The 22,724-nt window shown below is 51.7% G+C and carries 23 protein-coding genes and 1 tRNA gene; 7 read left to right on the plus strand and 17 right to left on the minus strand.

Annotation, left to right across the window (positions count from 1 at the left end; genetic code table 11):
- On the plus strand, positions 1 to 278 hold a 278-nt coding region (locus JIN85_RS14515), incomplete at its 5' end, for a hypothetical protein (RefSeq protein WP_325109486.1).
- A 257-nt stretch (positions 279 to 535) separates the two neighbouring features.
- Here JIN85_RS14515 and JIN85_RS14520 read toward each other — a convergent pair.
- Together JIN85_RS14520 and JIN85_RS14525 are read right to left on the minus strand one after the other, a co-directional pair.
- Complete coding sequence (locus tag JIN85_RS14520) at positions 536 to 1,336, minus strand: TatD family hydrolase (RefSeq protein WP_200271997.1); 801 nt, start codon at positions 1,334 to 1,336, stop codon at positions 536 to 538.
- A 24-nt stretch (positions 1,337 to 1,360) separates the two neighbouring features.
- Positions 1,361 to 1,627 (minus strand): hypothetical protein, encoded by a 267-nt coding sequence (locus tag JIN85_RS14525; protein ID WP_200271999.1) that lies wholly within the window; start codon positions 1,625 to 1,627, stop codon positions 1,361 to 1,363.
- Positions 1,628 to 1,732: 105 nt separating this feature from the next.
- Between JIN85_RS14525 and lgt the strand changes: the two genes are divergently transcribed.
- Complete coding sequence (gene lgt, locus JIN85_RS14530) at positions 1,733 to 2,767, plus strand: prolipoprotein diacylglyceryl transferase (protein ID WP_200272001.1); 1,035 nt, start codon at positions 1,733 to 1,735, stop codon at positions 2,765 to 2,767.
- Positions 2,768 to 2,774: 7 nt separating this feature from the next.
- Here lgt and JIN85_RS14535 read toward each other — a convergent pair whose 3' ends face one another.
- Entirely contained in the window at positions 2,775 to 3,341 is a 567-nt protein-coding gene (locus tag JIN85_RS14535; protein ID WP_200272003.1) for a hypothetical protein, read from the minus strand.
- 144 nt (positions 3,342 to 3,485) lie between these two features.
- On the opposite strand from JIN85_RS14535, the gene JIN85_RS14540 reads away from it, so the two are divergent.
- The 5 genes from JIN85_RS14540 (at position 3,486) to JIN85_RS14560 (ending at position 10,334) form a co-directional block, all read left to right on the plus strand.
- A complete protein-coding gene (locus JIN85_RS14540) occupies positions 3,486 to 5,933 on the plus strand; it encodes an FtsK/SpoIIIE family DNA translocase (RefSeq protein WP_200272005.1) in 2,448 nt (815 codons plus the stop codon).
- 126 nt (positions 5,934 to 6,059) lie between these two features.
- Positions 6,060 to 6,135: transfer RNA gene (locus JIN85_RS14545), tRNA-Phe, on the plus strand.
- Between the two features lie 60 nt (positions 6,136 to 6,195).
- Positions 6,196 to 7,713, plus strand: a complete 1,518-nt coding sequence (locus JIN85_RS14550) for a DEAD/DEAH box helicase (RefSeq protein WP_200272007.1) — start codon at positions 6,196 to 6,198, stop codon at positions 7,711 to 7,713.
- 34 nt (positions 7,714 to 7,747) lie between these two features.
- Positions 7,748 to 9,967 (plus strand): CHC2 zinc finger domain-containing protein, encoded by a 2,220-nt coding sequence (locus JIN85_RS14555; protein WP_200272009.1) that lies wholly within the window; start codon positions 7,748 to 7,750, stop codon positions 9,965 to 9,967.
- A 109-nt stretch (positions 9,968 to 10,076) separates the two neighbouring features.
- Positions 10,077 to 10,334 carry a hypothetical protein gene (locus tag JIN85_RS14560; RefSeq protein WP_200272011.1) on the plus strand — a complete coding sequence of 86 codons (258 nt, stop codon included), beginning with the start codon at positions 10,077 to 10,079 and terminating at the stop codon, positions 10,332 to 10,334.
- Here the strand turns inward: JIN85_RS14560 and JIN85_RS14565 are convergent.
- From JIN85_RS14565 to JIN85_RS14630, 14 genes are all read right to left on the minus strand, one after another.
- A complete protein-coding gene (locus JIN85_RS14565) occupies positions 10,326 to 10,676 on the minus strand; it encodes a hypothetical protein (protein WP_200272012.1) in 351 nt (116 codons plus the stop codon). The two genes, JIN85_RS14560 and JIN85_RS14565, sit on opposite strands and share 9 nt — an antisense overlap.
- A complete protein-coding gene (locus tag JIN85_RS14570) occupies positions 10,673 to 11,386 on the minus strand; it encodes a lysozyme family protein (protein WP_200272014.1) in 714 nt (237 codons plus the stop codon). Before JIN85_RS14570 ends, JIN85_RS14565 begins: the two co-directional genes overlap by 4 nt.
- Complete coding sequence (locus JIN85_RS14575; RefSeq protein ID WP_200272016.1) at positions 11,383 to 11,724, minus strand: hypothetical protein; 342 nt, start codon at positions 11,722 to 11,724, stop codon at positions 11,383 to 11,385. The genes JIN85_RS14570 and JIN85_RS14575 overlap by 4 nt, the downstream gene beginning before the upstream one ends.
- Entirely contained in the window at positions 11,721 to 12,368 is a 648-nt protein-coding gene (locus tag JIN85_RS14580; RefSeq protein WP_200272018.1) for a hypothetical protein, read from the minus strand. Before JIN85_RS14580 ends, JIN85_RS14575 begins: the two co-directional genes overlap by 4 nt.
- Positions 12,369 to 12,407: 39 nt before the next feature.
- Complete coding sequence (locus JIN85_RS14585) at positions 12,408 to 13,460, minus strand: Ig-like domain-containing protein (RefSeq protein ID WP_200272020.1); 1,053 nt, start codon at positions 13,458 to 13,460, stop codon at positions 12,408 to 12,410.
- Between the two features lie 129 nt (positions 13,461 to 13,589).
- Entirely contained in the window at positions 13,590 to 14,975 is a 1,386-nt protein-coding gene (locus JIN85_RS14590; RefSeq protein WP_200272022.1) for an SGNH/GDSL hydrolase family protein, read from the minus strand.
- A 280-nt stretch (positions 14,976 to 15,255) separates the two neighbouring features.
- Positions 15,256 to 16,926 carry a hypothetical protein gene (locus JIN85_RS14595; RefSeq protein WP_200272024.1) on the minus strand — a complete coding sequence of 557 codons (1,671 nt, stop codon included), beginning with the start codon at positions 16,924 to 16,926 and terminating at the stop codon, positions 15,256 to 15,258.
- 70 nt (positions 16,927 to 16,996) lie between these two features.
- Positions 16,997 to 17,386 (minus strand): hypothetical protein, encoded by a 390-nt coding sequence (locus JIN85_RS14600; protein WP_200272026.1) that lies wholly within the window; start codon positions 17,384 to 17,386, stop codon positions 16,997 to 16,999.
- 4 nt (positions 17,387 to 17,390) lie between these two features.
- Positions 17,391 to 17,861 (minus strand): hypothetical protein, encoded by a 471-nt coding sequence (locus JIN85_RS14605; RefSeq protein ID WP_200272028.1) that lies wholly within the window; start codon positions 17,859 to 17,861, stop codon positions 17,391 to 17,393.
- 2 nt (positions 17,862 to 17,863) lie between these two features.
- Positions 17,864 to 18,733: a hypothetical protein gene (locus JIN85_RS14610; protein WP_200272030.1), complete on the minus strand. Its 870-nt coding sequence runs from the start codon at positions 18,731 to 18,733 to the stop codon at positions 17,864 to 17,866.
- Positions 18,730 to 20,277 carry a phage adaptor protein gene (locus JIN85_RS14615; protein ID WP_200272032.1) on the minus strand — a complete coding sequence of 516 codons (1,548 nt, stop codon included), beginning with the start codon at positions 20,275 to 20,277 and terminating at the stop codon, positions 18,730 to 18,732. The genes JIN85_RS14610 and JIN85_RS14615 overlap by 4 nt, the downstream gene beginning before the upstream one ends.
- 9 nt (positions 20,278 to 20,286) lie before the next feature.
- Positions 20,287 to 20,688: a phage tail fiber protein gene (locus JIN85_RS14620; protein WP_200272033.1), complete on the minus strand. Its 402-nt coding sequence runs from the start codon at positions 20,686 to 20,688 to the stop codon at positions 20,287 to 20,289.
- A 9-nt stretch (positions 20,689 to 20,697) separates the two neighbouring features.
- A complete protein-coding gene (locus JIN85_RS14625) occupies positions 20,698 to 21,108 on the minus strand; it encodes a hypothetical protein (protein WP_200272035.1) in 411 nt (136 codons plus the stop codon).
- A gap of 52 nt (positions 21,109 to 21,160) precedes the next feature.
- Positions 21,161 to 22,633 (minus strand): major capsid protein, encoded by a 1,473-nt coding sequence (locus JIN85_RS14630; protein ID WP_200272037.1) that lies wholly within the window; start codon positions 22,631 to 22,633, stop codon positions 21,161 to 21,163.
- Between the last annotated feature and the right edge of the window lie 91 nt (positions 22,634 to 22,724).

Genomic DNA, 22,724 nt, shown 5'->3' on the forward strand with positions numbered 1-22,724 from the left:
TCGATCGCGGCAAGCGGCGTGATCGATTGGCGGATCATTTCACCGGATTTGTCGCACAGGGGTTTGAAGGGCGCATTCTCTCTTTTGATGAACAAGCGGCTCACTTCTTTGCTGAGATCGCAGCGCGCCGCAATAAGAAGGAACTTAGCGAAAATGTCGTTGATATGATGATCGCTGGTATCGCCAAGAGCGTGAATGCTTCAATAGCGACCCGGAATACGAAGGACTTTGTCACCTCTGGTGTTAAACTGATTGATCCATGGCAGACCAGCAGTTGATGGGGGAGTTTATAACAAGTTATATCACCAGGCTCGCGGTGGCAGGGATTATGATGAGAATTCGTTGAATGGGAGTGTAATCAATCAAGTGGAGAAATGATCACTATAAATCCAAATGATGAAGGGCCGTTGGAGTATATGGAATAGCGCTACACCTGGTTTCAGGAAACGGTTCTTATCAACTGATTGGCACCAGGTAATCCAGCGTGGTAGCTGGGATGGGATTTTCCAGCTACCCGTTATGCTAACAACCTCTGCTACAGCGCGAAGTTTTTACACTGGCTGAGGAACTTTTTCGGGTTCTCAAACAGGATTTTTTCCACCTGTTCGGGGGAATGATGTCGACGTTTCATTTCGATCGCGCATTTCGGCACGGCTTGGGGATCGGAAACGCCCCAGTCACAAGCGGAGTTGAGCCAGAGACTCTCATCGCCGTAGATTTCTAACATATCGATCGCGCGATTCGGCGTGCATTTGCTCTCTGGATACAAGGTCATGCCAGCCCAGTAACCTTGATCGAGCACCAGTGGCGCGGTGTGCTCTTCAACGTGGTCGATCACAACCCGGGACCGATCGAGTTTTGAAAAGGATGCTAGCGAATCCAAAATCAAGCGCGTGCCCTTGAGCTTGTCCTCCAAATGCGGAGTGTGGATCAAAATCGGCAAATCATGATCGAGAGCGAGCTGGACGTGTTCTTCAAAGATTTTCAACTCATTGCGGGTGTTCTTGTTGAGCCCGATTTCCCCAATGCCGAGCACGGTGGGTTTCTTGAGAAATTCCGGAATGATCGCCATGACTTCACGGGCGAAACCCGGATCATCCGCTTCCTTTGGATTGATGCAGAGCCAGCAGAAATGCTTGATCCCGAATTTGGCGGCGCGTTTCGGTTCATACTCGGTGAGTTGGCGGAAGTAGTCGAAAAATCCTTCGGCTGAAGATCGGTCGTAGCCCGCCCAAAATGCTGGTTCGCAGAGTGCTTCGCAGCCGGAGAGAGCAAGTTTTTCGTAGTCGTCTGTGGTCCGGCTGACCATGTGGCCGTGTGGCTCAATGTATTTCATGCTAAAAGGTTCGTTATCTGAAAATTACTGGGGCAAGGCAGCACCAAAGGCACCTTGGAACGGAGCGGTCTCGGCAATGTCTGTGGTGTGGTCCGAAAATGACTCAAGAATGGCACGGGCACGGTCGGGGCGATCGCTGAGCAAAATGGGCAGGGCCTTTTTAAACGCTTCAAATCGGTAATCGTCCTCGCCGGAATGGCGGTCGATGCGATCGAGAAACGCGGCGATGTCGATGAGTTTCCAGCGGGTTTCGATAAACTGGAGATCGAGTAGTTCCTGTTTGTTCGGCATGCGGAGACTCTACGTGGGGATTTTCCCGGGTCACACGAAGATTTCCAAAAATGAACGATCGTATGTTGGCTTGCGGGTTGGATTGGGATGGTGTGAGCTTCGCTCGTGTTCGCTTATTACGTGCATCATTTGAACCCGGTGGCCTTGCCGCTCTTTGGGAATTTGCAATTACGATGGTATGGACTTGCCTACCTTTCTGGATTTCTTGCGGGATTCCTTCTACTCCGATATCTCGCTAAGAAACAGCTATGGGTGTTGAAGCCGGAAAAAACCGCTGATTTCATCGCCGCCGCCGCACTGTTTGGGGTCTTTATTGGGGGTCGCTTAGGCTACATCCTGTTTTATCACATTCCCAGAGAAGGGTGGGAGAGTTTGATCAAGGATCCGCTTTTGGTAGTCCGCGTTTGGGAAGGGGGGATGGCGAGCCACGGCGGGATTCTCGGGCTGGTGATTTTTACCTGGTTCTATGCTAAAAAACACAAGGTCTCATGGACCGGTCTCGGTGATGGATTGTGTGTGGTGGCACCGATCGGTTTGTTTTTCGGCCGCATGGCGAATTTCATCAATGGAGAACTCTATGGCCGGGTGGTCCATGGCATCTCCTGGGCGGTCAAGTTTCCACTCGCTCTGACCGATAGCCACGCTCCTGAGGCACTGAATTTCGATGCCGCCGCCGCAGCAGCGGTCAATGCAGACCCAAGTTTGCTGAAATCTTACGAAGCGATGCAAAGTGCTAGCGACGCAGGCTACGGGTATGCGAGAACGCAGTTTTTCGATAACCTCCTCGCCTCGAATCGGCATTCGGAAGCCGTTCGCGACGCAATTGCTCCGTATCTGGAGCCTCGTCACCCATCCCAGATTTACGAAGGAATGCTGGAAGGGCTGCTTTTATTCTCGATCCTTTGGACCGTGCGAATTCTCTGCCCGAAGGCGCCTAACGGATTGCTGACCGGTTTATTTTTCGGGATTTACGCGATTTTCCGAATTTTCGGTGAGCAATTCCGTCAACCAGACGCCGCTTGGGTGGTTCAAGGTTTGGTAACCCAGGGGCAATTCCTGTCCTGCTTCATGTTCCTGTTTTCCGCAGCATTCCTGTTCTATGCATGGACCCAGCACCGGAAGGCGAAAAACGCGCTCTAAACTTCCATCAAGCACACTGTTCCCAGGCTTTTTTTAATGCGGGGCCGATCGCACTGGCTAGCGCCGTCTGCCAATCCTGATCGGTCTCGATGATTGGAAGTTTTGGCAAATTCCTCACGGGCAGAGCGCTGTTGGTGCGACATTCGAGATAAATTTCTCCGTTTTCGCCTTCGCCAATGACGGAACCGATGCTGCTGCCGATTCCGGCCAGGGCTGCCTGAATCCAGCGCGCGCCAAGCTGAGGACAACGGACGTCGGCAGTCATCAGAATGGGGAACGGCGGGAAATTTCCGCTGAAATCAAACTCCCAGCCATCGGTTTTAAAAACCAACCCCTCGCTGATCCAGCGATCCGCAAGCAGCGGCAAAAGCCAGAACCTCACCGCCTCCGCAGCATCTTCGGGATCAGTGACGATCCGGATTCTGGTTTCATTCAGACCTTTGAGCTGGCGCATCGTGGTCAGCACGGTGGCTCGATACCGGTGGGCCGCTTCTTCGGCCGAGGTTTCTGCGATCATTGCGGGAAACACGCAACCGGGTAACGGCTCGGTGATGTGGAGAGTGAGGAGGCGCACGCCGCGAACGATGCGAGATGGGAGCTACCTCGCCAATTCGGAATTCGTCACGTCAAATTCCTACACATTTCCTGAATTTCTGGTAGATAAAACAATCTTGCCGAAAAAGTCCCAAGCGGGGATGGTGGCTGCAGACGAAAAACGATGGGACATCGCGACAACAAAAAACGGGGCGAGAAGTCCGAGCCTGGCAAGTGGTCGAATGAGATCACTGGCCTGATTTTGATCGGAACGGGGGTGATTTTGCTACTTTCGCTGGTTTCCTACAGCCCGGCGGATTTACCGGCATGGGGATTTTTAGAGGCATTTGCCGCGAAGGGAGCAGCTGAGGGAGGGAATTTGATCGGCCCGGTGGGGGAGATTTTCGGATTTGTTCAAATCCTCCTGTTTGGTGCGGCAGCTTGCCTGATTCCAGTGGCACTGATCTGGTTTGGGGTGGTGAAAATGGCGTTTGATGGCTCGCTATGGCCGCGCTTGTTCATCGGCTTTTTGATCCTGTTGCTGACTGCGACGGCTTGGCTGCATACCGCAGACTATTTTTTCAAGGACTGGGCGATGCGCTGCCAGATCAATACTCCTGGCGGCGTGATCGGCAGTGGTCTGGGTGGATTTGTCCTGACCAGCGTGATCGGGCAGGTCGGAACCTTGATTTTGACCGGATTCGGCTACGTGGTGGCCTTGTTGCTCATCACCGGCCAGCGTCCGGTTCATTTCACCCGGGCATGCTACCGGTTGAGCCGCCTTAAATACACCGAGTGGAAGATCCAGCGGGCTGAAAACGGCAAACTCGCCGCGCGCGAATCTGAAATGCTGGCAGAACGCGAGCGCCAGCGCGAACAACGCCGCCGGGATCGCGAAACCTCCAAGGCCGCAAAAGCGAAACCTGCCGAGGAAGACCCGCAATCGATGCTGCCCCTGCGCGAAACCCCGCCACCGCAGATCATCGATTCCTCCCAACGCCGCATGGCCGAGGCGGTTTCCCCCGGAGCGAAGCCATTCGAACGCAAGAAAGGCCACCAATCCTTGTCCGTCAGCGGATTTGAAAATTACGATCTACCCGGCTTCGATTTGCTGGATGAGGTTGAATTGGGCGACGCGCCGGAAACGGATCGCGATGAGCTGATCAACACCCAGCGCATCATCATCGACACCCTGAAAGCGTTCGGGATCGATGTGACCGCGGGTGACATCACTCGCGGGCCAACGATTACCCGCTACGAAATTTACCCATCCACGGGCTTGCGGGTTTCGCGGATTTCCCAGTTGGAAGCGGACCTGGCTCGCGCCACCTGCGCGGAACGGATCAACATCCTCGCACCAATTCCCGGCAAGGATACCGTGGGGATTGAGCTGGCGAACTCGACCAAGGTCGCGGTGCCGCTTCACGAATTGCTGCACGATCCGGAGTTTCGCTCCGCGAAAAAGAAGATCCCGCTCGCTCTCGGCAAGGACGTTTACGGCAAGACCGTCATCGGCGACCTCGCCGCGATGCCGCACTTGCTGGTGGCCGGCGCGACCGGTTCCGGTAAGTCGGTGTGTATCAACTCGATCATTGCTTCCATGCTGTTCAAATTCGGCCCGGATGAACTGCGATTCATCATGGTCGACCCGAAGGTGGTGGAAATGCAGATGTATAACAAGCTGCCCCACCTGGTCGTTCCAGTCGTGACCGATCCGAAGAAAACCGTCGCCGCCTTGAAGTGGGTGGTGAACGAAATGGAGAAGCGCTATCGTATGTTCGCCAAGGAAGGCGTGCGGAATTTCGACAGCTTCAATAATCGACCAAGGCCGGAAAAGGCGGAGGTCGAAGAAAAAGAGCCGGAGCCGGAAGCGCCGAATCTCACCGATGAGGAAATCGAAGCCATCGCGGTTTCACTGGGCGAAGGTGATCTCGGTCCTGAAGCGGACGATGATGAACTGGACTTTGCCGAAGAAGAGATTCCGGATCGTTTCCCATACATCGTTGTCTTGATCGACGAGCTTGCCGACCTGATGCAGACCGCTCCTGCGGATGTCGAAATGTGCATCGCGCGGATCGCCCAAAAAGCCCGTGCGGCCGGGATTCACCTCATCATCGCCACCCAGACGCCTCGCGCGGACGTGGTCACAGGCATCATCAAGGCCAACATCCCATGCCGCATCGCCTTCCAGGTTTCATCGGCACTCGATTCGCGGGTGATCCTCGATACCAAAGGCGCGGACAAACTGGTTGGAAAAGGGGACATGCTCTACCTGCCACCGGGTTCCGCGAAATTGGAACGTTCTCAAGGTGCGTTTGTTTCCGATGCAGAAGTGGAGCGCATCGTCGATCACTGCGCGGCGCAGGGAGCACCCAAATTCGAGCTGGATATCCAGGCCTCGCTGGACGCGGCGGATTCAGGAATGGATGAAGATGTTTCAGATGCTGACGAGGAATTGATCGTCAAATGCATCGAGGTCGTGCGCCAGGAACAGAAGGCGAGCACCTCGCTGCTTCAGCGTCGTCTCCGGCTTGGCTACACCCGTGCCGCACGCATGGTGGACATCCTGGAGCAACGCGGCATCGTCGGACCAGGCGATGGAGCGAAAGCTCGTGAGGTTTATTTGAAGTGAGAATTTCACGGCATTCCAAGTGTTTCCGGGCTGTCCGAAAAAAATCGTCAAATTCTACGATTTTCGGGTTGTCAAAACCGGCCCGGTGACTCTTACTTCGCGCCCCGCCCGCAAGGGTTTGTGGAAGGCCCGATAGCTCAGTTGGTAGAGCAGCGGATTGAAAATCCGCGTGTCGCTGGTTCGAATCCGGCTCGGGCCACCACCTTAAAATCAACGGGTTACGGATTTGTTCAGCAAATCGTGAAGCAAAAGGAGGCCAGCAATGATCCTCCGGCCCTACCAAGACGAGTGCGTTCAAGGTATCGCCAAAGGGTTTCAGGCTAATTTTCGCCGACAACTCGCAGTTCTTCCTACCGGTGGCGGGAAAACCATTGTTTTCGCAGCCGTCGCGAATCGATTCCTCACCAAGCGGAATGAGCGGACGTTGGTCCTAGCCCACCGCGAAGAGCTTATCGAGCAAGCCGCCGACAAGATTTTCAAGTCGACTGGCATCGAGGCTGAGGTTGAGAAGGCGGAACGCCGGGCGAGTCAGCACGCATCGGTGGTGGTGGCATCGATCCAGACAATGCAGGGACAGCGCCTCGAGGGATGGCCGCGTGACCATTTCGGACTTCTGGTTGCGGACGAAGCCCACCACTCGTTGGCGAATCAATGGCAGACGACGCTGAATTATTTCGATTCCCGGATTTTGGGGGTGACGGCTACGCCGGACCGTGGGGACAAGCGGAAGCTATCGGAGTTCTACGACAATGTTGCCTACGAATGCACGATTCTCGATCTCATCCGCGCCGGTTTCCTTTCGCCGGTCATGGTTCGCGCCGTTCCGCTCAAAATTGATCTGTCGAAGGTTAAACAAATTGGCGATGATCTTGATGCAGGGCAGCTTGGAGACGCGATCGAACCCTATGTGGATACGATTGCCGAATATTTGGCCAAAGAGTGCTCAGACCGGAAAATCGCGGTTTTTCTGCCACTGGTCGAAACCTCAAAAAAGTTCGTCGCCGCATGCGAGCGGGCAGGAATATCCGCACGCCACATCGATGGTTCATCGCCAGATCGGAAGGAAATCCTCTCAGACTACACTGAAGGGAAATTTCAGCTCATTTCCAATGCAATGCTGCTGACAGAGGGATGGGATGAGCCATCGGTTGACTGTGTGGTCATTCTGCGTCCTACAAAATCCCGCTCGCTGTTCGCTCAAATGGTTGGCCGGGGAACCCGCCTTTCACCTGGCAAAGAAAACCTCCTGTTGCTGGATTTCCTCTGGCTCCACGAAAAGCACAACCTCGCCAAGCCAGCTTCACTGGTTGCGAGCTCGGAAGCGGAGGAAGAATCGATTACTGAAGCAATTCTTTTGCACGAGGAGAGGGATTTGACCGAAGCAACCGATGCGGCCGAGATGGAGCGCGAAGCCGCGTTGATTCGTGAGCTTACTGAGAATGCTGCCAAAAAGGCGCGATACATGCCCATTGAGTCCGTAGCCGCACTTCTCAAGGATACAAAGATGCGCGAATACGAACCAACTTTCGGATGGGAGAAGTCTCCGGCGACTGCAGCGCAAAAAAAATGCTTGGAGAGATTTCACATCAAGTGCCCGGTTTCCAAAGGGGAAGCGAGCATGCTGATGGGACGCCTGTTCGATCGATCAAAATCTAAGCTCGCCAGCGTCGGACAATTGTTGTGGCTTCATCGTCTAGGTCATCCGTCGCCAGCTACGGCCACTCAGAAAGAGGCGAAGGCATTCCTTGATGCGAAGTGGGGAAAGAAGACCAAGGTCTGAAACTCGACAAAACGCGAATTATGAATGAAAACCAATGATTTCGGAACACACAATCGAACGCATCCGCCAAGAAGCTGACATAGCTTCTATCATAGGCGGTTTCGTCAATCTCAAGAAAAGCGGATCGGCTTACGAGGCATGTTGCCCATTCCACAATGAGAAATCTCCCTCATTCAAGGTCACGCCTGACAAGGGGCGGTTTCATTGCTTTGGGTGTGGGAAGGGGGGGGACGTGATCCAGTTCATCCAGGAGCACGAAGGGAAGTCCTTCATTGATGCTGTGGAGTATCTTGGGCAGAAACTTGGGCTGACGATTGAAGACGATGATTTGCCGCCCACTCCGGCCGGGCGGCTGAGTATATCGGCATACCGGTATGAAGAGCCACTCCCAGAGCTTCCGCCAGCGGTTGAGGACCCAGAGCCGGAAGAGGATGACGATTTGCCGCCGTTGGCGAAACCGGTGAAGAAATCGTTCGACTGGAAATCCAAGGTTGAAGCATTTACCGATGAGCACGCGGCCAAGCTGGCTGAATGGCGGGGATTTTCCCGGGAATTCGTCGACTGGCTGAAACGCGAACAACTGATTGGCGTCCACAATGGCTCATTTGCCATTCCGGTGGCCGGCCCGGATGGGGAAGTTAACAGATGCCATTATCGCTTGCCGAAAGGGTGGGCGTATTTCCCCAAAGAGGGAGACAGCACCGCGCTTGTCGTTGGCGATCCGCTCCACGCTGCTCACACGCTGATTTTTGAATCTCAGTGGGATGCCTTCTCGGTTTTGGACCTTCTCGGGCATCACTTCGATCCTGCCCCTTTTGCTGCGATTATCACGCGGGGCGCGAACTCGAACACTGACGTTTCGAAGCTACCGATTCCGAATCTCATCGCGGTACCGCAGAATGACCCCGACGAGAAACGGAGCAAAACCACGGGGCGGACCCCTGCAGAAGAGTGGCTTCATAAAATCACGGAGAACAAAAACTCCGACACAGAGTTCGCGGTCGCCCAAATCCCTAAAGACCACAAAGATGCAAATGACTGGATCCGCGATACGAACCCCAGCAATGAAGAGGTTTTCAGGAGGATCGTAGAGACAGCTCAAAACCCCGCGCTCAAGGGGGTTCTGACGGTCGATGACCTATTAGATTATGACACCCAGAACGATGAATCGTCCCTGATTGGATATGAGAAACGATTTCTCGGCCGTGGAGGATCAATGGTAGTGATTGGGCAATCCGGAATCGGGAAATCCACCCTGACGACGGGATTCGCATCGCACGCGGCTGCTGGCGTCCCGTGGAATGGTATAAAATTCCGGAAACCGCTCAAAACATTGGTAATCCAAGCGGAGAACGATGAAGGCGATTTGAAAGAAATGCTAGATGGGGTATTCGCGATCATGAGGCGTGACACGTTCACCAAAGAGCAAATCCGCGCCTTTAGGAAAAATCTGATTTTCCGTCAGGAAACCGAGAAGACCGGCGAAGAATTTTGCAAATGGCTCGAAAGCGTAATCCGGGAAACCAAAGCTGATCTGGTTTTGATCGATCCGCTTCTCTCCTACATCGGCGACGACATTTCGCAGCAAAAGGTTGCTTCCCAGTTTCTACGGAATTGGCTGCAACCCGTCCTCAAGCGTACCGGCGCAATGATTACGGTGATTCACCACACCGGTAAGCCGCCAAAGGATCGGAGTTCAATGAAATCATGGAGCGATTCCGACTACAGTTACCTTGGTATTGGTTCGTCAGAGTTGGTGAACTGGGCGCGGGCAGTGATGGTCATTGTCGAAACCAAAGAGCCAGGGACTTTCCAGCTCCGAATCACAAAGCGCGGCAAGCGAGCGGGGATGGTTGACCAGTTCACGGGTCACGTTGTGAATCAAATTTACTTGAGACACGGTGGATTCGCGGAGGGGCAATCATGGCAGCAAACCCGATACGAAGAGGAGGAAGAGGAACCAAAGCGCGGCCCCGGCCGTCCTCCCAAATCTGAGAACAAACCCGTATCTGTCGAAGGCTACCTGCGATACGTTGGAGCCTGCACAACCCATCAAGACGCACTTAAGGCCATCATGGGAGGCAACAATATGTCGATCGTGCGTGCCAAAGCAGTCGTCACTGAAATGATCCGGGTTGGCCTTTTGGTCAGAGGCGCGGACGGATTTTATCGGAAATCGGAACTTGCCAGAACGCGGTCATCGACAGATGAATCGCCACATGAAGAGAACACAGTTGAAAGATGCCTTTTATGAATTGAGGCAGGTTCACCAACTAACACTGAAAGAGGTGGGTGAACGGTCAGGAGTGACAGAATCAACAGTTTGGAAAATTGAAGGCAACCGCCCAATTCGGTGGGAAACGATGCATTTGATTCTGACACTCGGATTCCGCCTCAAAACTAGCGATCCAAATTACGTACGGATCCAAGAACTTTGGACCAAACAGAGAGAAGAAAAGGCGCAGAAACAGGCAGAAGACTACAATCGCACCAAGATTTCGCCTGAAGAAAGAGCCGCGCTGAAATTGTTCAGAGCGGCTATCAAAGGGAGGACTTCGGAAGAGATCGAAAAAATCACCAAAGCAATCGAGCGAGCGGTATCAAAAATCGAGTCATTGTGACTCAAGCCAATGAATCCGGCGCTCAAAATCTTCAAACCGCTGAGTATTTTTATCAATGTCACGACGCATATCTTTCGCGTCACGTTGAGCATCAGCTAGCGTTTTGATTACCTCAGTTTGAACCGCTTGATTTTGCTGCATCTGACCGATGTCTTTCGAGATCGCTGAAATCTTGTCGTTGAATTCTTTGTTGGCCTCCCGCTGCTTGTCCGGCATCGCGACTACAGGCCCAAGCTTAACGATTCCTCCAAAACCAAAGCTCAAAATCGTGCAAAAGAGGACGATATTTCCCGGATGAATACCCTTCTTCTGAGCTTCTCCTGCCATTTTCTTAACTGTCATTTGGTGAGTGATTTTTGCATTAAGCCAGCATGGGCCGCGTAACGACGTTGAAGACCGGCAATGTTTGGCCAGAGTCGACGCATTTGAAGTTGGTAGTCAGGCAACTTTGAATCCTTTTTCGCAGCGATGTCATCCCGTGTCCAAATCAGCTCTTTGCGGGTGGAATATGGGATGAAGGAAGTGCCGCGGTTGAATGATGTCGAAAGCATCACGCCCTGAATGTCAGGATTCATTTTCGTGATTCCCGGATAGGCAGACTTCGCCAGCTTGGAGAATCGAGGAACGGTGTTTTCCCGGTAAACCTCCAATGCTGTTTCCCATGGGATGCTAATCGATTTCACTCTTGGAAGCGCAGCCTTGGAATAAGAGTGATTCAACCCGGAGACTGAACATAGCCGGTCGACAGTTTCTTTTGGTAGGCGATCGCCCCAGTCTTTTCGAATCTGTGATGGCGAGTTGAACCGGAGATCGTAGCCAATGCCGATCGTGATACCACTTTCACCTGGCGGGACAGTGGGCTGCTTCAGATACCGGTTGTAATATCCAGCGCCTCCACCGACCTCGTATTCAATGATCAAATCCCAAGATTCTTTGGAAATCGTCAAATCGCCAGCTTTGATCGTATCAGAGCGATCAATCGGCTTGTCGAATTGATGCATCGACGCCATCGCCATAGTTCCGGCGACGAGAATGGAGGCGATTATTTTCATGCTGAGAAGCAAAGTCCCGCGATGATCCCTTCAATTAACAGGACCGTCATGTAGACGATAGTTTGTTCCTTTACGGAGAATGACGCCCAACCGTCTGAGAATGACTGGTTTCCAAACCGGTTTAACGTGGGCCAGCAAATTAAGCCAAGGAACACAGCGCAGAAGTTTGCCCCGGTGAACCGAGCGAACCCCATGCAATAGGTTGCAAGTGTTGGTGCCCAAATGCCGAGTCCGAAAAGTTTGGCAACATAGTCAATGGTTCCAGAGATCGCGGCGAGGCAGATTCCAAAAATGACGAAAAAGGCGATTTCGCGCCAATTAGTGAGTAGTGTTTTCATGGGGTTACGAATTTGAGAATGAGAGGAGCGATCCAACGAAGGGTGACATAGGCGAGTCCAAGCAATCCAATCAGCCCGCCGATGCCCCAAAGCGCCCAGCGGTAGACACGGATTTCACCGGCTAGTTTGTCGGCCTTGGTTTTCAATTCAGAAGCCTCACGCTGAACGGCGTTGATCTTGTCGGCGTAAGTCGCCGCCACGGCCCGCAAGTCTTCGTTTTGGGCGCGGAGAGCGGCGGATTCCGCGTCCTTAGCGGTTGCAGCTGATTCGAGTTCAGCGGAGAGCTTGTGAGCTTCTGCAAGCTGCGCGGAAAGGGTCTTGGTTTCGGATTCGAGAAAGAGGTTCCTAGCTTCAACTTTCTGCATCGATTTCCAAAGGTCGTCGAGTTCCTCAGCTGTGGCGGTCTTCGCTTTCGCCAGTCGCTCCGCTTCCTCTCTCGCCGCCGTGGCATCCGCCCGCGCTTCTGCGGCCGCGCTGGCGAGCTGAGTCGCTTTCGTGTCGGCTCGCTCTACTGCTTCACGGCTGGCTTTAGCAGGCGCGGTGACGGGCGCAGCTTCAGCCGGTGGCGAGGGCAGGGGAGCTACCGATGCTGTTTTTGGAGCGCATCCGGCAAAAAGTAAAACAATGAAGAAAATGCGTTTCACGAGCTGAAGATTGATTGGAAATTCGCGTTTTGTCGAGTTCTAGGAATACACTGGGAATGAGGTAAAATCTGCAACGGTGACCGAGTAGCCCGTGGAAATTCCCTGTCCGGCATCAAGGGTGGCGATCGCGTTGTTGATTTCGGAAATGTAGGCCGGAATCAATGGCCCACTAGCTGTAGTATGAAATGTGGATATTAGCGCCGGTTCGTTGTTGATAATTAGGAAAACAGGATTTCCGGAGTCACCTGGAATAATTGATTTGGCAAACTCGTTTCTGGAATCACTACCCGCATTTTTGTTGTAAGAAAATGACGTGTCTGAAGTCTTATACATCCCAAGGATCAAAGCATCCTCGTCCTGATTGAATGCAAGAACGGGAATGATTCCTTTTCCTGACCTTGTTGTCGGTATCAACGAATTCAGGTTTCCCGGTGCAATTTTGACCGGGCTTATTGTCTCTGGAAGGTCTTCATCGAGAATGTAAATCCGAATGTCACTCGTTCCTATTTGGATACTCGAAATGCAGGTTCGCGTGACAACCACATTGTCTGCTGTGACGAAACGAAGAGAGAAAATGGAGAGCTGGGGGAAGTGATTAGCCGTGATGATGTGGCGTGGAGTAATTGCCGTGTAACCCATGTCCCCGGCAAAGGTAGAATTCCACGGACTTACTCCAGTCAAAATCATGGTAAGCCAGCAATTCAGGCTTCTGGTATACTCCCCAGTAGCGTGATTTTGTGAGGAATAAACGGCTTTGGAGGATTCCGGATCTTTTCCAGAAATTCTCACGTCAATCTGAAGTGATGCTTCCGCCGCCAATGAGCCACTTACCCACGATATAAACTCGTCGGAGGTTTGATCTGGAACCCTGGCAACTGGAATGGACAACTGCTGAGCGTTAGGGCCTGTAACTGCTAAAATTCTCGCAGTCCCATCGCTTACCCTTGTTACATTTCCGATCGAATCGACAGTTGCAATATCTGGGTCTTTTGAGCTGAGAATTGGTTGAAAGAATGAGTCCCAAGTAATTCGCGCTCCATAATCAATCGTTGTTAGCGGGGTTCTTTTTGTGTAGGCATCATCGATATTCAAATAGGTGACCGTTCCGGGACCGCCAGCCCCGGCAACCGTCTCAATAGTGAAAACCGGTGACTCCTGCGATGCTTTGATGATCGCAGGAGAAGATGATGAGTAAATAGGACCTTGATTTGCCATTTTTTATCAAATTGAGGCCATGTCCATCACACCAGCAAAGATGTGTTCAGCCACCAATCGCGCAAGGAAGTCGTGACCATATTGGCCGGGGTGGTTTTGATCGTTGGATGACGACCATAGACCTGGTGCGTAAGCCGGATCGAACCATTGATTTGGATCTTGTGTGGAGAAAAATCTTGCTCGATTTTGATTTGCCACACTCTCCCATCCAAGTTTGATTCTAGCGTCCGTAGTAGTGCTACCGCCATACATCGGTCCGAATCCAATGCAAAGGGCGTGCGGCTTGGCCGCGTGGATCGCGTCGATGGTAGAGGTGACGGCGTCCACAATATCAGCCTCAGTCTGCCCGGCATCATTCTGTGATCCGAGGTAAACATAAACATCGGCATCGTATTCGATAGCATCCGCAATGCGTTCGGGCGCGGACCATTTTAAGCCGGTTCCCGAGTTTGTATTCCATCCGGTTCCACCCGCAGCACTGATGATGGAGCGCTCCTGCAAGCCCAGATATTGAGCGATCGAAAGGCCGTAGTTCCCGCCAGCATATTGGGTATAGGTGCCATCAAGGAATGAATCTCCAATCATCGCTATTTTGGGCATGGCCTTGTTTTCAGGCCATGGAATAACGGTGTCCTTTTGCTGGGTTACAATTCCCATGAAATAACAACCGCCAAACGTGCTTTGATTGCCTGAGTCGCCCGTCAAAACGATCTCGATTTTCCGCATCTTCCGAGTGTCCGATTTTGGGAAAAAGAATGTGTTATCGATTTCACAACCGGTTCCACTGCCAGAAGTGGAAACTTGCGGGATAGGTGCTGTCGGTTTGGCAGCGAGATTGCCGGATGAAACCAGAGCCAGCCTTGCAATTGATCCATCGCCACCGCTGTTGAGCTGGGAAACCCGGCACACAAGGCCGTCTCCGAAATCAATGGTCTGGCCCACAACAAATCCCAGTCCATTCGACGATGGGTCAATATCTGACGTCAAGCGGCCCCAGGTGATTTGTTCACCGGCTCCGTTTGAGAAATCGACCTCGTAGTATCGGTAGTTGGACGCGCCGGGAATTCCAAGACTGGCGTCTCTCACTACATATTCATCGTCGATAATAATCGAAACCCGCGCCCCAGCTCCTTCATAGAAGCAAAGACTGAACTTCGGAGAATCTGCCAAAAATAGATAACGAGAGGGATTCCCTAATTTGGATTTTGACCCAGTGCTTGTTGTTGTGTGACCGCTCACGTAGGTTTGCTTGCTTGCAGGAGCGGTAAATGGCACGAAATCACTACCAAGCATGGTCATTTTGTCCGGCGCGTGAGTCACTAGCCCGGCGTTGAAGTTGCTATCAACGGCACTTGTGGTGCCCCCGCGGCTAACAAGAGGTGGTGAAGCCATGACTCCATATCTACTCGTTCGCTTGGATGCCAACAGGTAGGAAGCCACACGCGATTGCACATTTATTCCACTTCGAAAAATTGCAGCCATCTCTGGAGTCAAAGGCTGTTGCCTAGGTCCGCTTCCAGTTGGATCTGCTGCATCAAAAATTTTATTGCTCATTATGGGGGTGATTGAATTGCGAGAACTACATCATTGATTCCTAAACCGACTCCGTTAATGGCGAGCGTCCCGTCAGGGAGTCCTCCACCAGAATCGGCGATGATAATTAAAATTGGATTCATGGGTCTAAGTCTCCGATGATTCGCCAGTTGTTGATGCCAATTCGGAGAATGGCAAAGGTTGAAAATTGACCAATTGATTGACGTTTGTCGCTTGGGAACACAGAAACGCCACTGGCCTCAGCAATGCGAATGGCTCCTGCCCCACCTTGATCAAATACAATATAGGTTCCGTCTCGGAACGCTTCATTAGCTTGATTTGGTAGAGTTACTGTGATTGTAGAGGCGGCGGTGAATTCACGGCATTTTCCAGAGTCGCCAGCAACAAGTGTATAGGCCGTTGCGTCACTCTCAATAACGGTCATGACTCCCGCCAAGAGGTTTTCAGCGGTTGTATTCCCGTCACCAACTACCAGTCTTCCATTTGCCAAAATAACTACCTCGTTGAATTTTGGAACGTCTGTTAGCGCCTGAGCATCTGTCAATGACCTAGCTACTACGCCAGCAACAGGCAGGTATCCATCTGCATCAAGTTGTGGGAATCTTGCAGCCCATTCCTCTTCTGTAACATCTGAAGTGATAACGCCTGCTTCGATTGCTGCCTGATATGCGGATGTCCCGTCTTTTCCGGCAACCCCTTGCTCAACCCAGATGATTGGATCGACGCTTGTGCATTCCCAAATTCTGGAATTCCAAATCGCTTTTTGAGTAAGTTCGCCCGGGGTTCCTTCTGATGCAGGAGCATTCGTTACCTCAATTGTTGATTGAGTGGCTGTAAAAATGCCGCCTAACAAGTAGACTTGAGTTAAGTCTCCGGCCAAGTCTGGAGTTTCCACTGATGTCGTATCAGACTCATATCGGGCAGCAATCGTTTGATTGGAGTAAATGAAAAATTTCCACTTGGTTTCTTCATAGAAAATTTTAATCCAAAACCCTGAAGCTGTATTCGATCCATCTCCGGTTCCATCCGAGGAGTATACTTTTTTTGAACCGGAAAGTAATCCAGTATCAATGATTCGTGTCGGAATTGTTGGTGTAAATCCAAATGTCGAAACGCCTATGTCACTCGTGTCCCCTTCATTTTTTGGGGGATAAATAAGCTGTAGCACAGGTGGAACAGAAACGCCGATTGGCTCCCAGGTGAAAGGGCTGTCATTCACGCATTTCCAGAATTTGCCATCGAATGTAGCCTCCTGACCGATAATGCCTTCGGTCCCGTCAACTGCCGAAACCTCTTCAACCGAGATCGAGTCTGCTCCAGTTTCGTCATTCAGCGGACTCCATGTGTCAACATCTGCAGGGCTGCTAGAATCCGCTTCAGCATTGAAGATGGAACGGCTCAAATCACCACGAGCAAAAATCGTCCAGTCTCCGCCTGCACGTCCCCATAACTGAACAAATCCAAGAATTTGATCGTACTCCTCGAAAAGTTCAATATAGTTTCCGGTTGTCGAATATGTATGTAAGCCATCATATACCCCTGCGAATAATAGCTTCACAGGATCAGTCATTGCGGTATTCACGCCGGTTCCCGTTTCGTATGAAACCGAACCGTAAATCAATACGCCAGCTTCAACCTGATTTACTGGAGGCGAATCCAAGTAAAGCAGTGGAAGTCCTGTTGCATCAATTGTGTCATTTTGAATCCGAAGGCCAGTTCCTATTTTTAACTCTTGGGTAGATCCTGAACCAATCGCTGTTCTTCCAAGAATGCGATTAGAGTCCTCCATTCGGACCTGATTTGATGGAGTGGGGATGCAATTGCCCGTGCCGTTTACTCTTGGGGTATAGCTGCTCATTTTAGCAAGATTGAGATCCTTCTTTGTTAGGAATTCTATTTTTGATCGAAATCGAGAACGTGATAGCCGCGCCGATGCTCGCTCTTTGAACGGACTTCGTGTTCTGAGCGCTCTTGGCTGTTAGATTTCTTTTGGTTTCGCTGACTCGTTTGCTGGAATTCTGGGACCTGCTTTCATCCTTCGATGCGCCTGACGATTTGGACTCTCTAGCCTGCTCTTCAACGCTGGTTTGGGTGCGATCCTGATTGCTTACATCGCTGGAATTGATCGTTGATCCAGAAGTGCCTTGCTGGGTCCGCTTTTCTGAATTTGACGATACATCCTTGGAAGCCTCATTGGTCGACTGGTTGTATTCGGTGGATGATTCCTGGCTGGTGATGCGATCGGCCATTAAATTACGAGTTGTAGATGATTTGTCCCTTTTGGTTATGAGCATTGTTCGTTTCTCGAACTCGCTCGTCAGTCCTATTACCCTCAGTCGTCGCTGATTGGGCTTCCTCTGCAGCACGCTTTTCTTCGCCTGAGCGATTGCCAATTTCTTTGGCGTTTACCGTAGAATTCGATTTGGTGGTGCCGGATTCGTCCTGAGTGGTTGATCCATTCCGAGTCTGGATTCCGGATTCAGTGGAATCAGCAACCTCTTCAGAGCCTCCACCTTGCTCTTCATTGCCATTCATCTCTTGGTTGCTGACAATATCAAGAAGCTGCCAATCTTTGATGATTGTTGCCGTGATAGTGATTTCGGCAGGTAGCTCTACCTGAACGCCTCGCTCCACTGCGGCCGCGCATCCATCGTTGATTTTCATGATGATTTCTTCAATGAAAGATGGAAGGTCTTCCAATCTGATGACTGTTTCGACGGGCATGCTTAAAATCCTCTAGGGGTGCCGACTCTGTTTGAGGGAGTCGCAAGTGAATGAATGGATGAGTTGATAAACCGAAATTCAGCCTCTTCAGCACGGCGAAGGGTCGTCGCAATCAGATCCTTGTCCCGCCACAGTGACGAGCTGGTGAGTTCGGCCCTTGCTAGTGGAAGCAGGAAGGATTCGATATGTTCAGTTCGGAATGGGAGTTCGTCGCCTGGAGTAACTATGTCCTCAAATCCGACTCGGAGCGGTGATAGTTTGGCCTCAAATTCTAGTCGATATGCCTGATCGGGCAGGGAGTCAGTGCGGAAAATCGCGGGACTGGCGGGATTGTTATTCAGCGCGTTGCCTTCAATCCGAAACCGGCAGGGGCGACAGATCGCACGATTAGGTGAGCGATAGTCACGCGCCATCGGATTGCTCAATTTGAGATAGTCACCCGTTTCGATAATGAGCGGGTCCGAGATTACCTCCATCAAAGTCGCAGGCAGCGCTGAGGCATCACCGAAAATCACGGCTTCGACAGTCCCAGATGGGCCGTTGTAAGGATGCAGAAGATTTCCATCGCCTGTGATTTGGTTATCAATCGGGTCGCCGCTAATCCTGATGGTGCAAAAAAGCTCATCACCAATGATGGTGTATCCAGTAAATGAACGGCTACCATTCGTCACCTCAAGCATTGCGCTAACCGGAGCTGAGAGCGATAGCGATCCATTGGTTTTCTTCGTGTGATCGGGCGAAAGTTCATGGAGCCTTTGAATGGCCGCATTGATCGCGTCAACGAGTTCAAGACGTGAATCGGCGCTGAGCTGCGACAGTGACTTTTCCTTGAGGTCACGGATTAGTTTTTGCGCTAAAGCGATTGCTTTCATGTTTTTTGCTCAGTCCTCCGGTTGATATTGTCGCCAGCTTTTCCCGGAAGTGGATCCGCGGAATCTAGCAGCTGAATTGCTTGCTGATATTCGGCTTCGATCGACGCTTTCCGCTCTTCGTTTGTGAAGAGGTAATAGCTGGTGGCCTGATGACGGACGATCGGCAGAAGGAGGCTTTCAATGTAACGGTGAGGAATTGGGATTCTCCGACACGTATCGAAATCGTTCCAGTTATATCGAGGTGCCTCATTAACCACATCCAAAAGGAATGCTGTGTCTTCTCCCGGAGGCGGGGTTACGAGGAACGTGCATTTGACCGGATCTTTGCCGGCCTGATTCGTCCGGTGGATATGATACGCAATCGGTTTGCTGGCGGTGTTGCCTGAAAGAAATAGGTCTTGGAACTGCTCAAGCTCTTCTACCGTTCCAATAGGCGAGAGTTGGCGTCTGCTGTCCTTGATGCGGGCAGGGCCAATGACATTCTGAATTTCATCACTCAAATCGTAAGATTGTGCTCCGGCAGCAAGAGTGAATTCCAGTGTTGAGTTGGTCCAATAATTCCGGTCCCGCGCCTGATTCCAAACAGTCTGAAGCGCGGCATTCAGGTCATGGAGAGCACGGCGGCGAACATACCCAGGCGTGCTTTTGACATTTGAATAGCCCCACAGGATCAGAATGTCACGGATGACATCGCACACACCAAGCCCATCCCGACCGGCATCGAGGCATGCCTTCACGACAAGATCGATCTGATTTTTGGATGCAAGCGCGAGCCTCGTCGACATTTTTGCCGCGCTAATTGCGCTTACAATCAAAGTAGCGTTGAAAGCCGGATACTTTCCAATCGTCCCAACAATTGAAGTCTCAACACTGAGGGCAACCGACATGGTTGGATTACGAACCTGTAGATCTGCAGCAGTAGTTACAGATACCTGTGCACTGGCTTGGATTGCCATCTGAACAGAGAGATTCGCTGTAGAGAGAAGAGTTGCTGATTGATGCTCGAAACCAATCGTGAAATTTGGAATCCCAGTTCCAGCAAATTCCGGACCCCAGTTGAACCAAGATGAACTTGGCAGCTCTTGTGGGCCAATTTCATCCGTTCGGTTTCCAATCCAGATACCGTTAATTTCATCTTCACCGACAACGTTCTGATAAATCAGGGAATAGTCCGTATATGGGGTTCCATCTCCTAGCCCAGATGCTTGAAGTGTTACCCTTGGGTATCCTGCCGAAATGTCTGTGATTACATTTCCGTCACTGGTCCAACTGATTTCCTTTGGAGCAACATACCCATATAAGTCGGGAATTGGATCAGGTGCATTTGAGGGAATCAGCACCGAACTGGCGTCGGGATTCGTTGATCCGCCAACAGTAATTGTCGCAATTTTTTTGGTATAAAATGACCTTCTTCTACCAAGGTCCGCTCCCGTAGAAATAGCCGATGCCACCAGCGATCCAACAAGCTCGCGTTGCTTCCCAATGCTTGCGGAATAAACCACAGCAGTTGCGATCAAGCTGGATTCGAGTGTGACAGCAGCCATTTAAGTCTATCAGTTGAACTGCAACGATATGGACCCAATCGGAAATGATGGAACATCACCAGTTTCAACGACTTTGCTAGTCGTCAAAGCTCCATGAATCAGCATGTTTCCACCTGAGGAGGAATCGAAGATGGCAAAGTGCGTAATCGATCCCCAAGCTCCTGTTGCAGCAGAAAAGGTGATGGCTGCTCCGTTAGCCTTCAGCCCTGCTGAAGCACCGGGGAAGTTGGTGTTATTGTTTGTGACAGACGCACGGGCATAGCCGTTACCGGAGACTTCGGTGCCTCCACCAGCGTCAGTCGGACCTGCGGTGTAGAGGGCTAGATATACGGTTGCAGGGCGGGTGTAGTCCGATCCGCCCAAAATGTGATCTGCAAGTTTGTTTTCGAGATAGTCAGATAATGCGCTCATAGCAGATGATTATTCGGTTTCAGTGGTTGGTGAATTGGATTGAAGCCATTCAAGAACAGCCTCGCGAAGTTCGCCTTTCCCGTTCTCCATGCGAAGCTGAGTGCGATCATCGGCGATTCGAGCAATGGAATCCTCGCCATCATAGACGATACCGTCCTTGATACTGAATTGGTGAGCACCTTCCTGGGAGCCTTCAGTCGAAGTAGAGGATTCCTCGATCTCGATAACTTCGATCGTTGGAATTTGAGTGATGAAGCGGTTTGGCTTCTCGAAAACATCAGCCGCGGCGGCGTTGAGTTCGCTCGCTTCCAGTGGACGGCCTTTATAGAGGTATCGTCCGAATTCTTCATTGTGGTAGAAATTACCCACTCGAGGAGGCGCATAGCGTGAACGAATCGGGATATAGATGAGGAATCTCATGATGAAGGGAAATGCCGGGGAAGGTGATTGTCCTTCCCCGGCTGGGTGCGGGTTATGCCACAGTTGGCAGATTGATTCCTGCATAGGTAATCGCGTGGCGAATACGGATTACCGATGGGTGGCGACCGATCCGGTCTTCACGGATTTTCTGACCGAAGACAGAAGTAATGAAGTTCTGGACGATGAATCCGCCTTCCTGAACTTGTTGCGACCGGTGACCACGGTATTTGCCGTAACCGCGGAGCGCTGCTTGGCGACCAAGGATGAGCGTATCGCCAATCGGAACTCCTTTGCTGTTGCAAGGAATAATGAGGGATCCGGATGGGTGAGCATCGGTGTGTCTGCCTGACCAGACGCCGGTATCCCATGTTACATCACCGAGCGAAGTTGCACGGATTCCAGATGCAGCAGATCCAAGACGGCCGGTAATAGTGATCTTGTTTCCGTTGTTTCCGGTCGTGTAGGAATACATGCCAACTTTTCCAGCATCCGCACCAGTAAGGTTGTAGATGAGGAAATAGCGGGTTTCCGTTGCCGGTGCGAAAGTTCCTTCGCCAATGAACCGATATGCGAAGCCAGGGAAATGCTTGAAATACATTTTCTTGGTCTTGGCCCCATCGGTGGCGTTACCTCCACCAGTGATGTCGATCGCGGTAGTTCCTGCCGCCACAGCCGTTCCAAGGAATGCTTTCGGGTTAAGGAATGAACCAACAGCGCCGATGCCATCGTGGTCGATCGGGTTGTAAGGAACGATGCAATGGCCGTCGATGCAAGGATACCCACCTGCGAACAGGGTGTTACCTTTTCCGCGGTTGTCGCCTTGGGAAAGGACTTGACGATAGTCAGGGTCCATCTTGAGCGAGGTCAAAGCGGCTTCAGTGGCAATGACGTTTTGCGACCAAATCGGGGCGCGGCTTCCCATAGCTGCAATGTTTGCAGGGAGTCCGCCCAATGGCTTCATTGACTGTCCACCGGTAACGATCTCATCCCAGACAAGGGTGTCAGCGCTACCAAGGGTGTTGAGGGTCTTGCCGTTGGCATAGAGAACGTTGGAGGAGTTCAGCTTGAGCTGGAACATTCCGAACAACTGGTCGGTCTTGAGACGTCCAAGCCATTTCCCAAGTTCTACGTTTGCACCGGACTTGATTTCCCCGCGCATCCCCATCACCTCTTCGGTGCGGTCGCTGAAGGAATAGCCGTGACGTGCCCAGTCAACCTTGAGGCTGTAGCTGGAAATCTGAGTTTCCTCGAAATCGTCAGGGCCACTAAATAGCTCCTCGCCAATGTGCGGTTCATCATAGAATCCGCTCATGTTGGTGAAGGTGATTTCTTGGCCCTTACCCTTTGAGGTATCGGTTTTGACCTGGATAATCGCCTTGTTTCCTCGTGACTCCATTTCTTGGAAGAAGTCAGAGCTTTGTTCAGCGACTAGGACGCCCTGTTGCCAGAGCTTACGGACGGAACCCGGGTCCATCGCTGCAAGCGAGTCGCCGGTATTTACGGGAGTAAAATCCACGTTTGGCATAGTATTTGGTGTGGTTTGCAGTTAAAACTCGACGAAATGTCGAGTTTGAGATTGCAACCGCTCCTAATGACTTGCCGGAGTAACCAATAGC

The sequence above is a fragment of the Luteolibacter pohnpeiensis genome, assembly GCF_016595435.1.
GTDB lineage: Bacteria > Verrucomicrobiota > Verrucomicrobiia > Verrucomicrobiales > Akkermansiaceae > Luteolibacter > Luteolibacter pohnpeiensis.

Bases quoted from the DNA above. Each gene is read 5' to 3' on its own strand.
- JIN85_RS14555 (WP_200272009.1), top strand. From the start codon at position 7,748: ATGATTTCGGAACACACAATCGAACGCATCCGCCAAGAAGCTGACATA.
- JIN85_RS14520 (WP_200271997.1), bottom strand. From the start codon at position 1,336: ATGAAATACATTGAGCCACACGGCCACATGGTCAGCCGGACCACAGAC.
- JIN85_RS14540 (WP_200272005.1), top strand. From the start codon at position 3,486: ATGGGACATCGCGACAACAAAAAACGGGGCGAGAAGTCCGAGCCTGGC.
- JIN85_RS14625 (WP_200272035.1), bottom strand. From the start codon at position 21,108: ATGAGATTCCTCATCTATATCCCGATTCGTTCACGCTATGCGCCTCCT.
- JIN85_RS14575 (WP_200272016.1), bottom strand. From the start codon at position 11,724: ATGAAAACACTACTCACTAATTGGCGCGAAATCGCCTTTTTCGTCATT.
- JIN85_RS14570 (WP_200272014.1), bottom strand. From the start codon at position 11,386: ATGAAAATAATCGCCTCCATTCTCGTCGCCGGAACTATGGCGATGGCG.
- JIN85_RS14595 (WP_200272024.1), bottom strand. From the start codon at position 16,926: ATGGAGGACTCTAATCGCATTCTTGGAAGAACAGCGATTGGTTCAGGA.
- JIN85_RS14620 (WP_200272033.1), bottom strand. From the start codon at position 20,688: ATGAGCGCATTATCTGACTATCTCGAAAACAAACTTGCAGATCACATT.
- JIN85_RS14630 (WP_200272037.1), bottom strand. From the start codon at position 22,633: ATGCCAAACGTGGATTTTACTCCCGTAAATACCGGCGACTCGCTTGCA.
- JIN85_RS14590 (WP_200272022.1), bottom strand. From the start codon at position 14,975: ATGGCTTCACCACCTCTTGTTAGCCGCGGGGGCACCACAAGTGCCGTT.
- JIN85_RS14610 (WP_200272030.1), bottom strand. From the start codon at position 18,733: ATGAAAGCAATCGCTTTAGCGCAAAAACTAATCCGTGACCTCAAGGAA.
- JIN85_RS14550 (WP_200272007.1), top strand. From the start codon at position 6,196: ATGATCCTCCGGCCCTACCAAGACGAGTGCGTTCAAGGTATCGCCAAA.
- JIN85_RS14615 (WP_200272032.1), bottom strand. From the start codon at position 20,277: ATGGCTGCTGTCACACTCGAATCCAGCTTGATCGCAACTGCTGTGGTT.
- JIN85_RS14605 (WP_200272028.1), bottom strand. From the start codon at position 17,861: ATGCCCGTCGAAACAGTCATCAGATTGGAAGACCTTCCATCTTTCATT.
- JIN85_RS14600 (WP_200272026.1), bottom strand. From the start codon at position 17,386: ATGGCCGATCGCATCACCAGCCAGGAATCATCCACCGAATACAACCAG.
- JIN85_RS14560 (WP_200272011.1), top strand. From the start codon at position 10,077: ATGCATTTGATTCTGACACTCGGATTCCGCCTCAAAACTAGCGATCCA.
- JIN85_RS14565 (WP_200272012.1), bottom strand. From the start codon at position 10,676: ATGACAGTTAAGAAAATGGCAGGAGAAGCTCAGAAGAAGGGTATTCAT.
- JIN85_RS14525 (WP_200271999.1), bottom strand. From the start codon at position 1,627: ATGCCGAACAAACAGGAACTACTCGATCTCCAGTTTATCGAAACCCGC.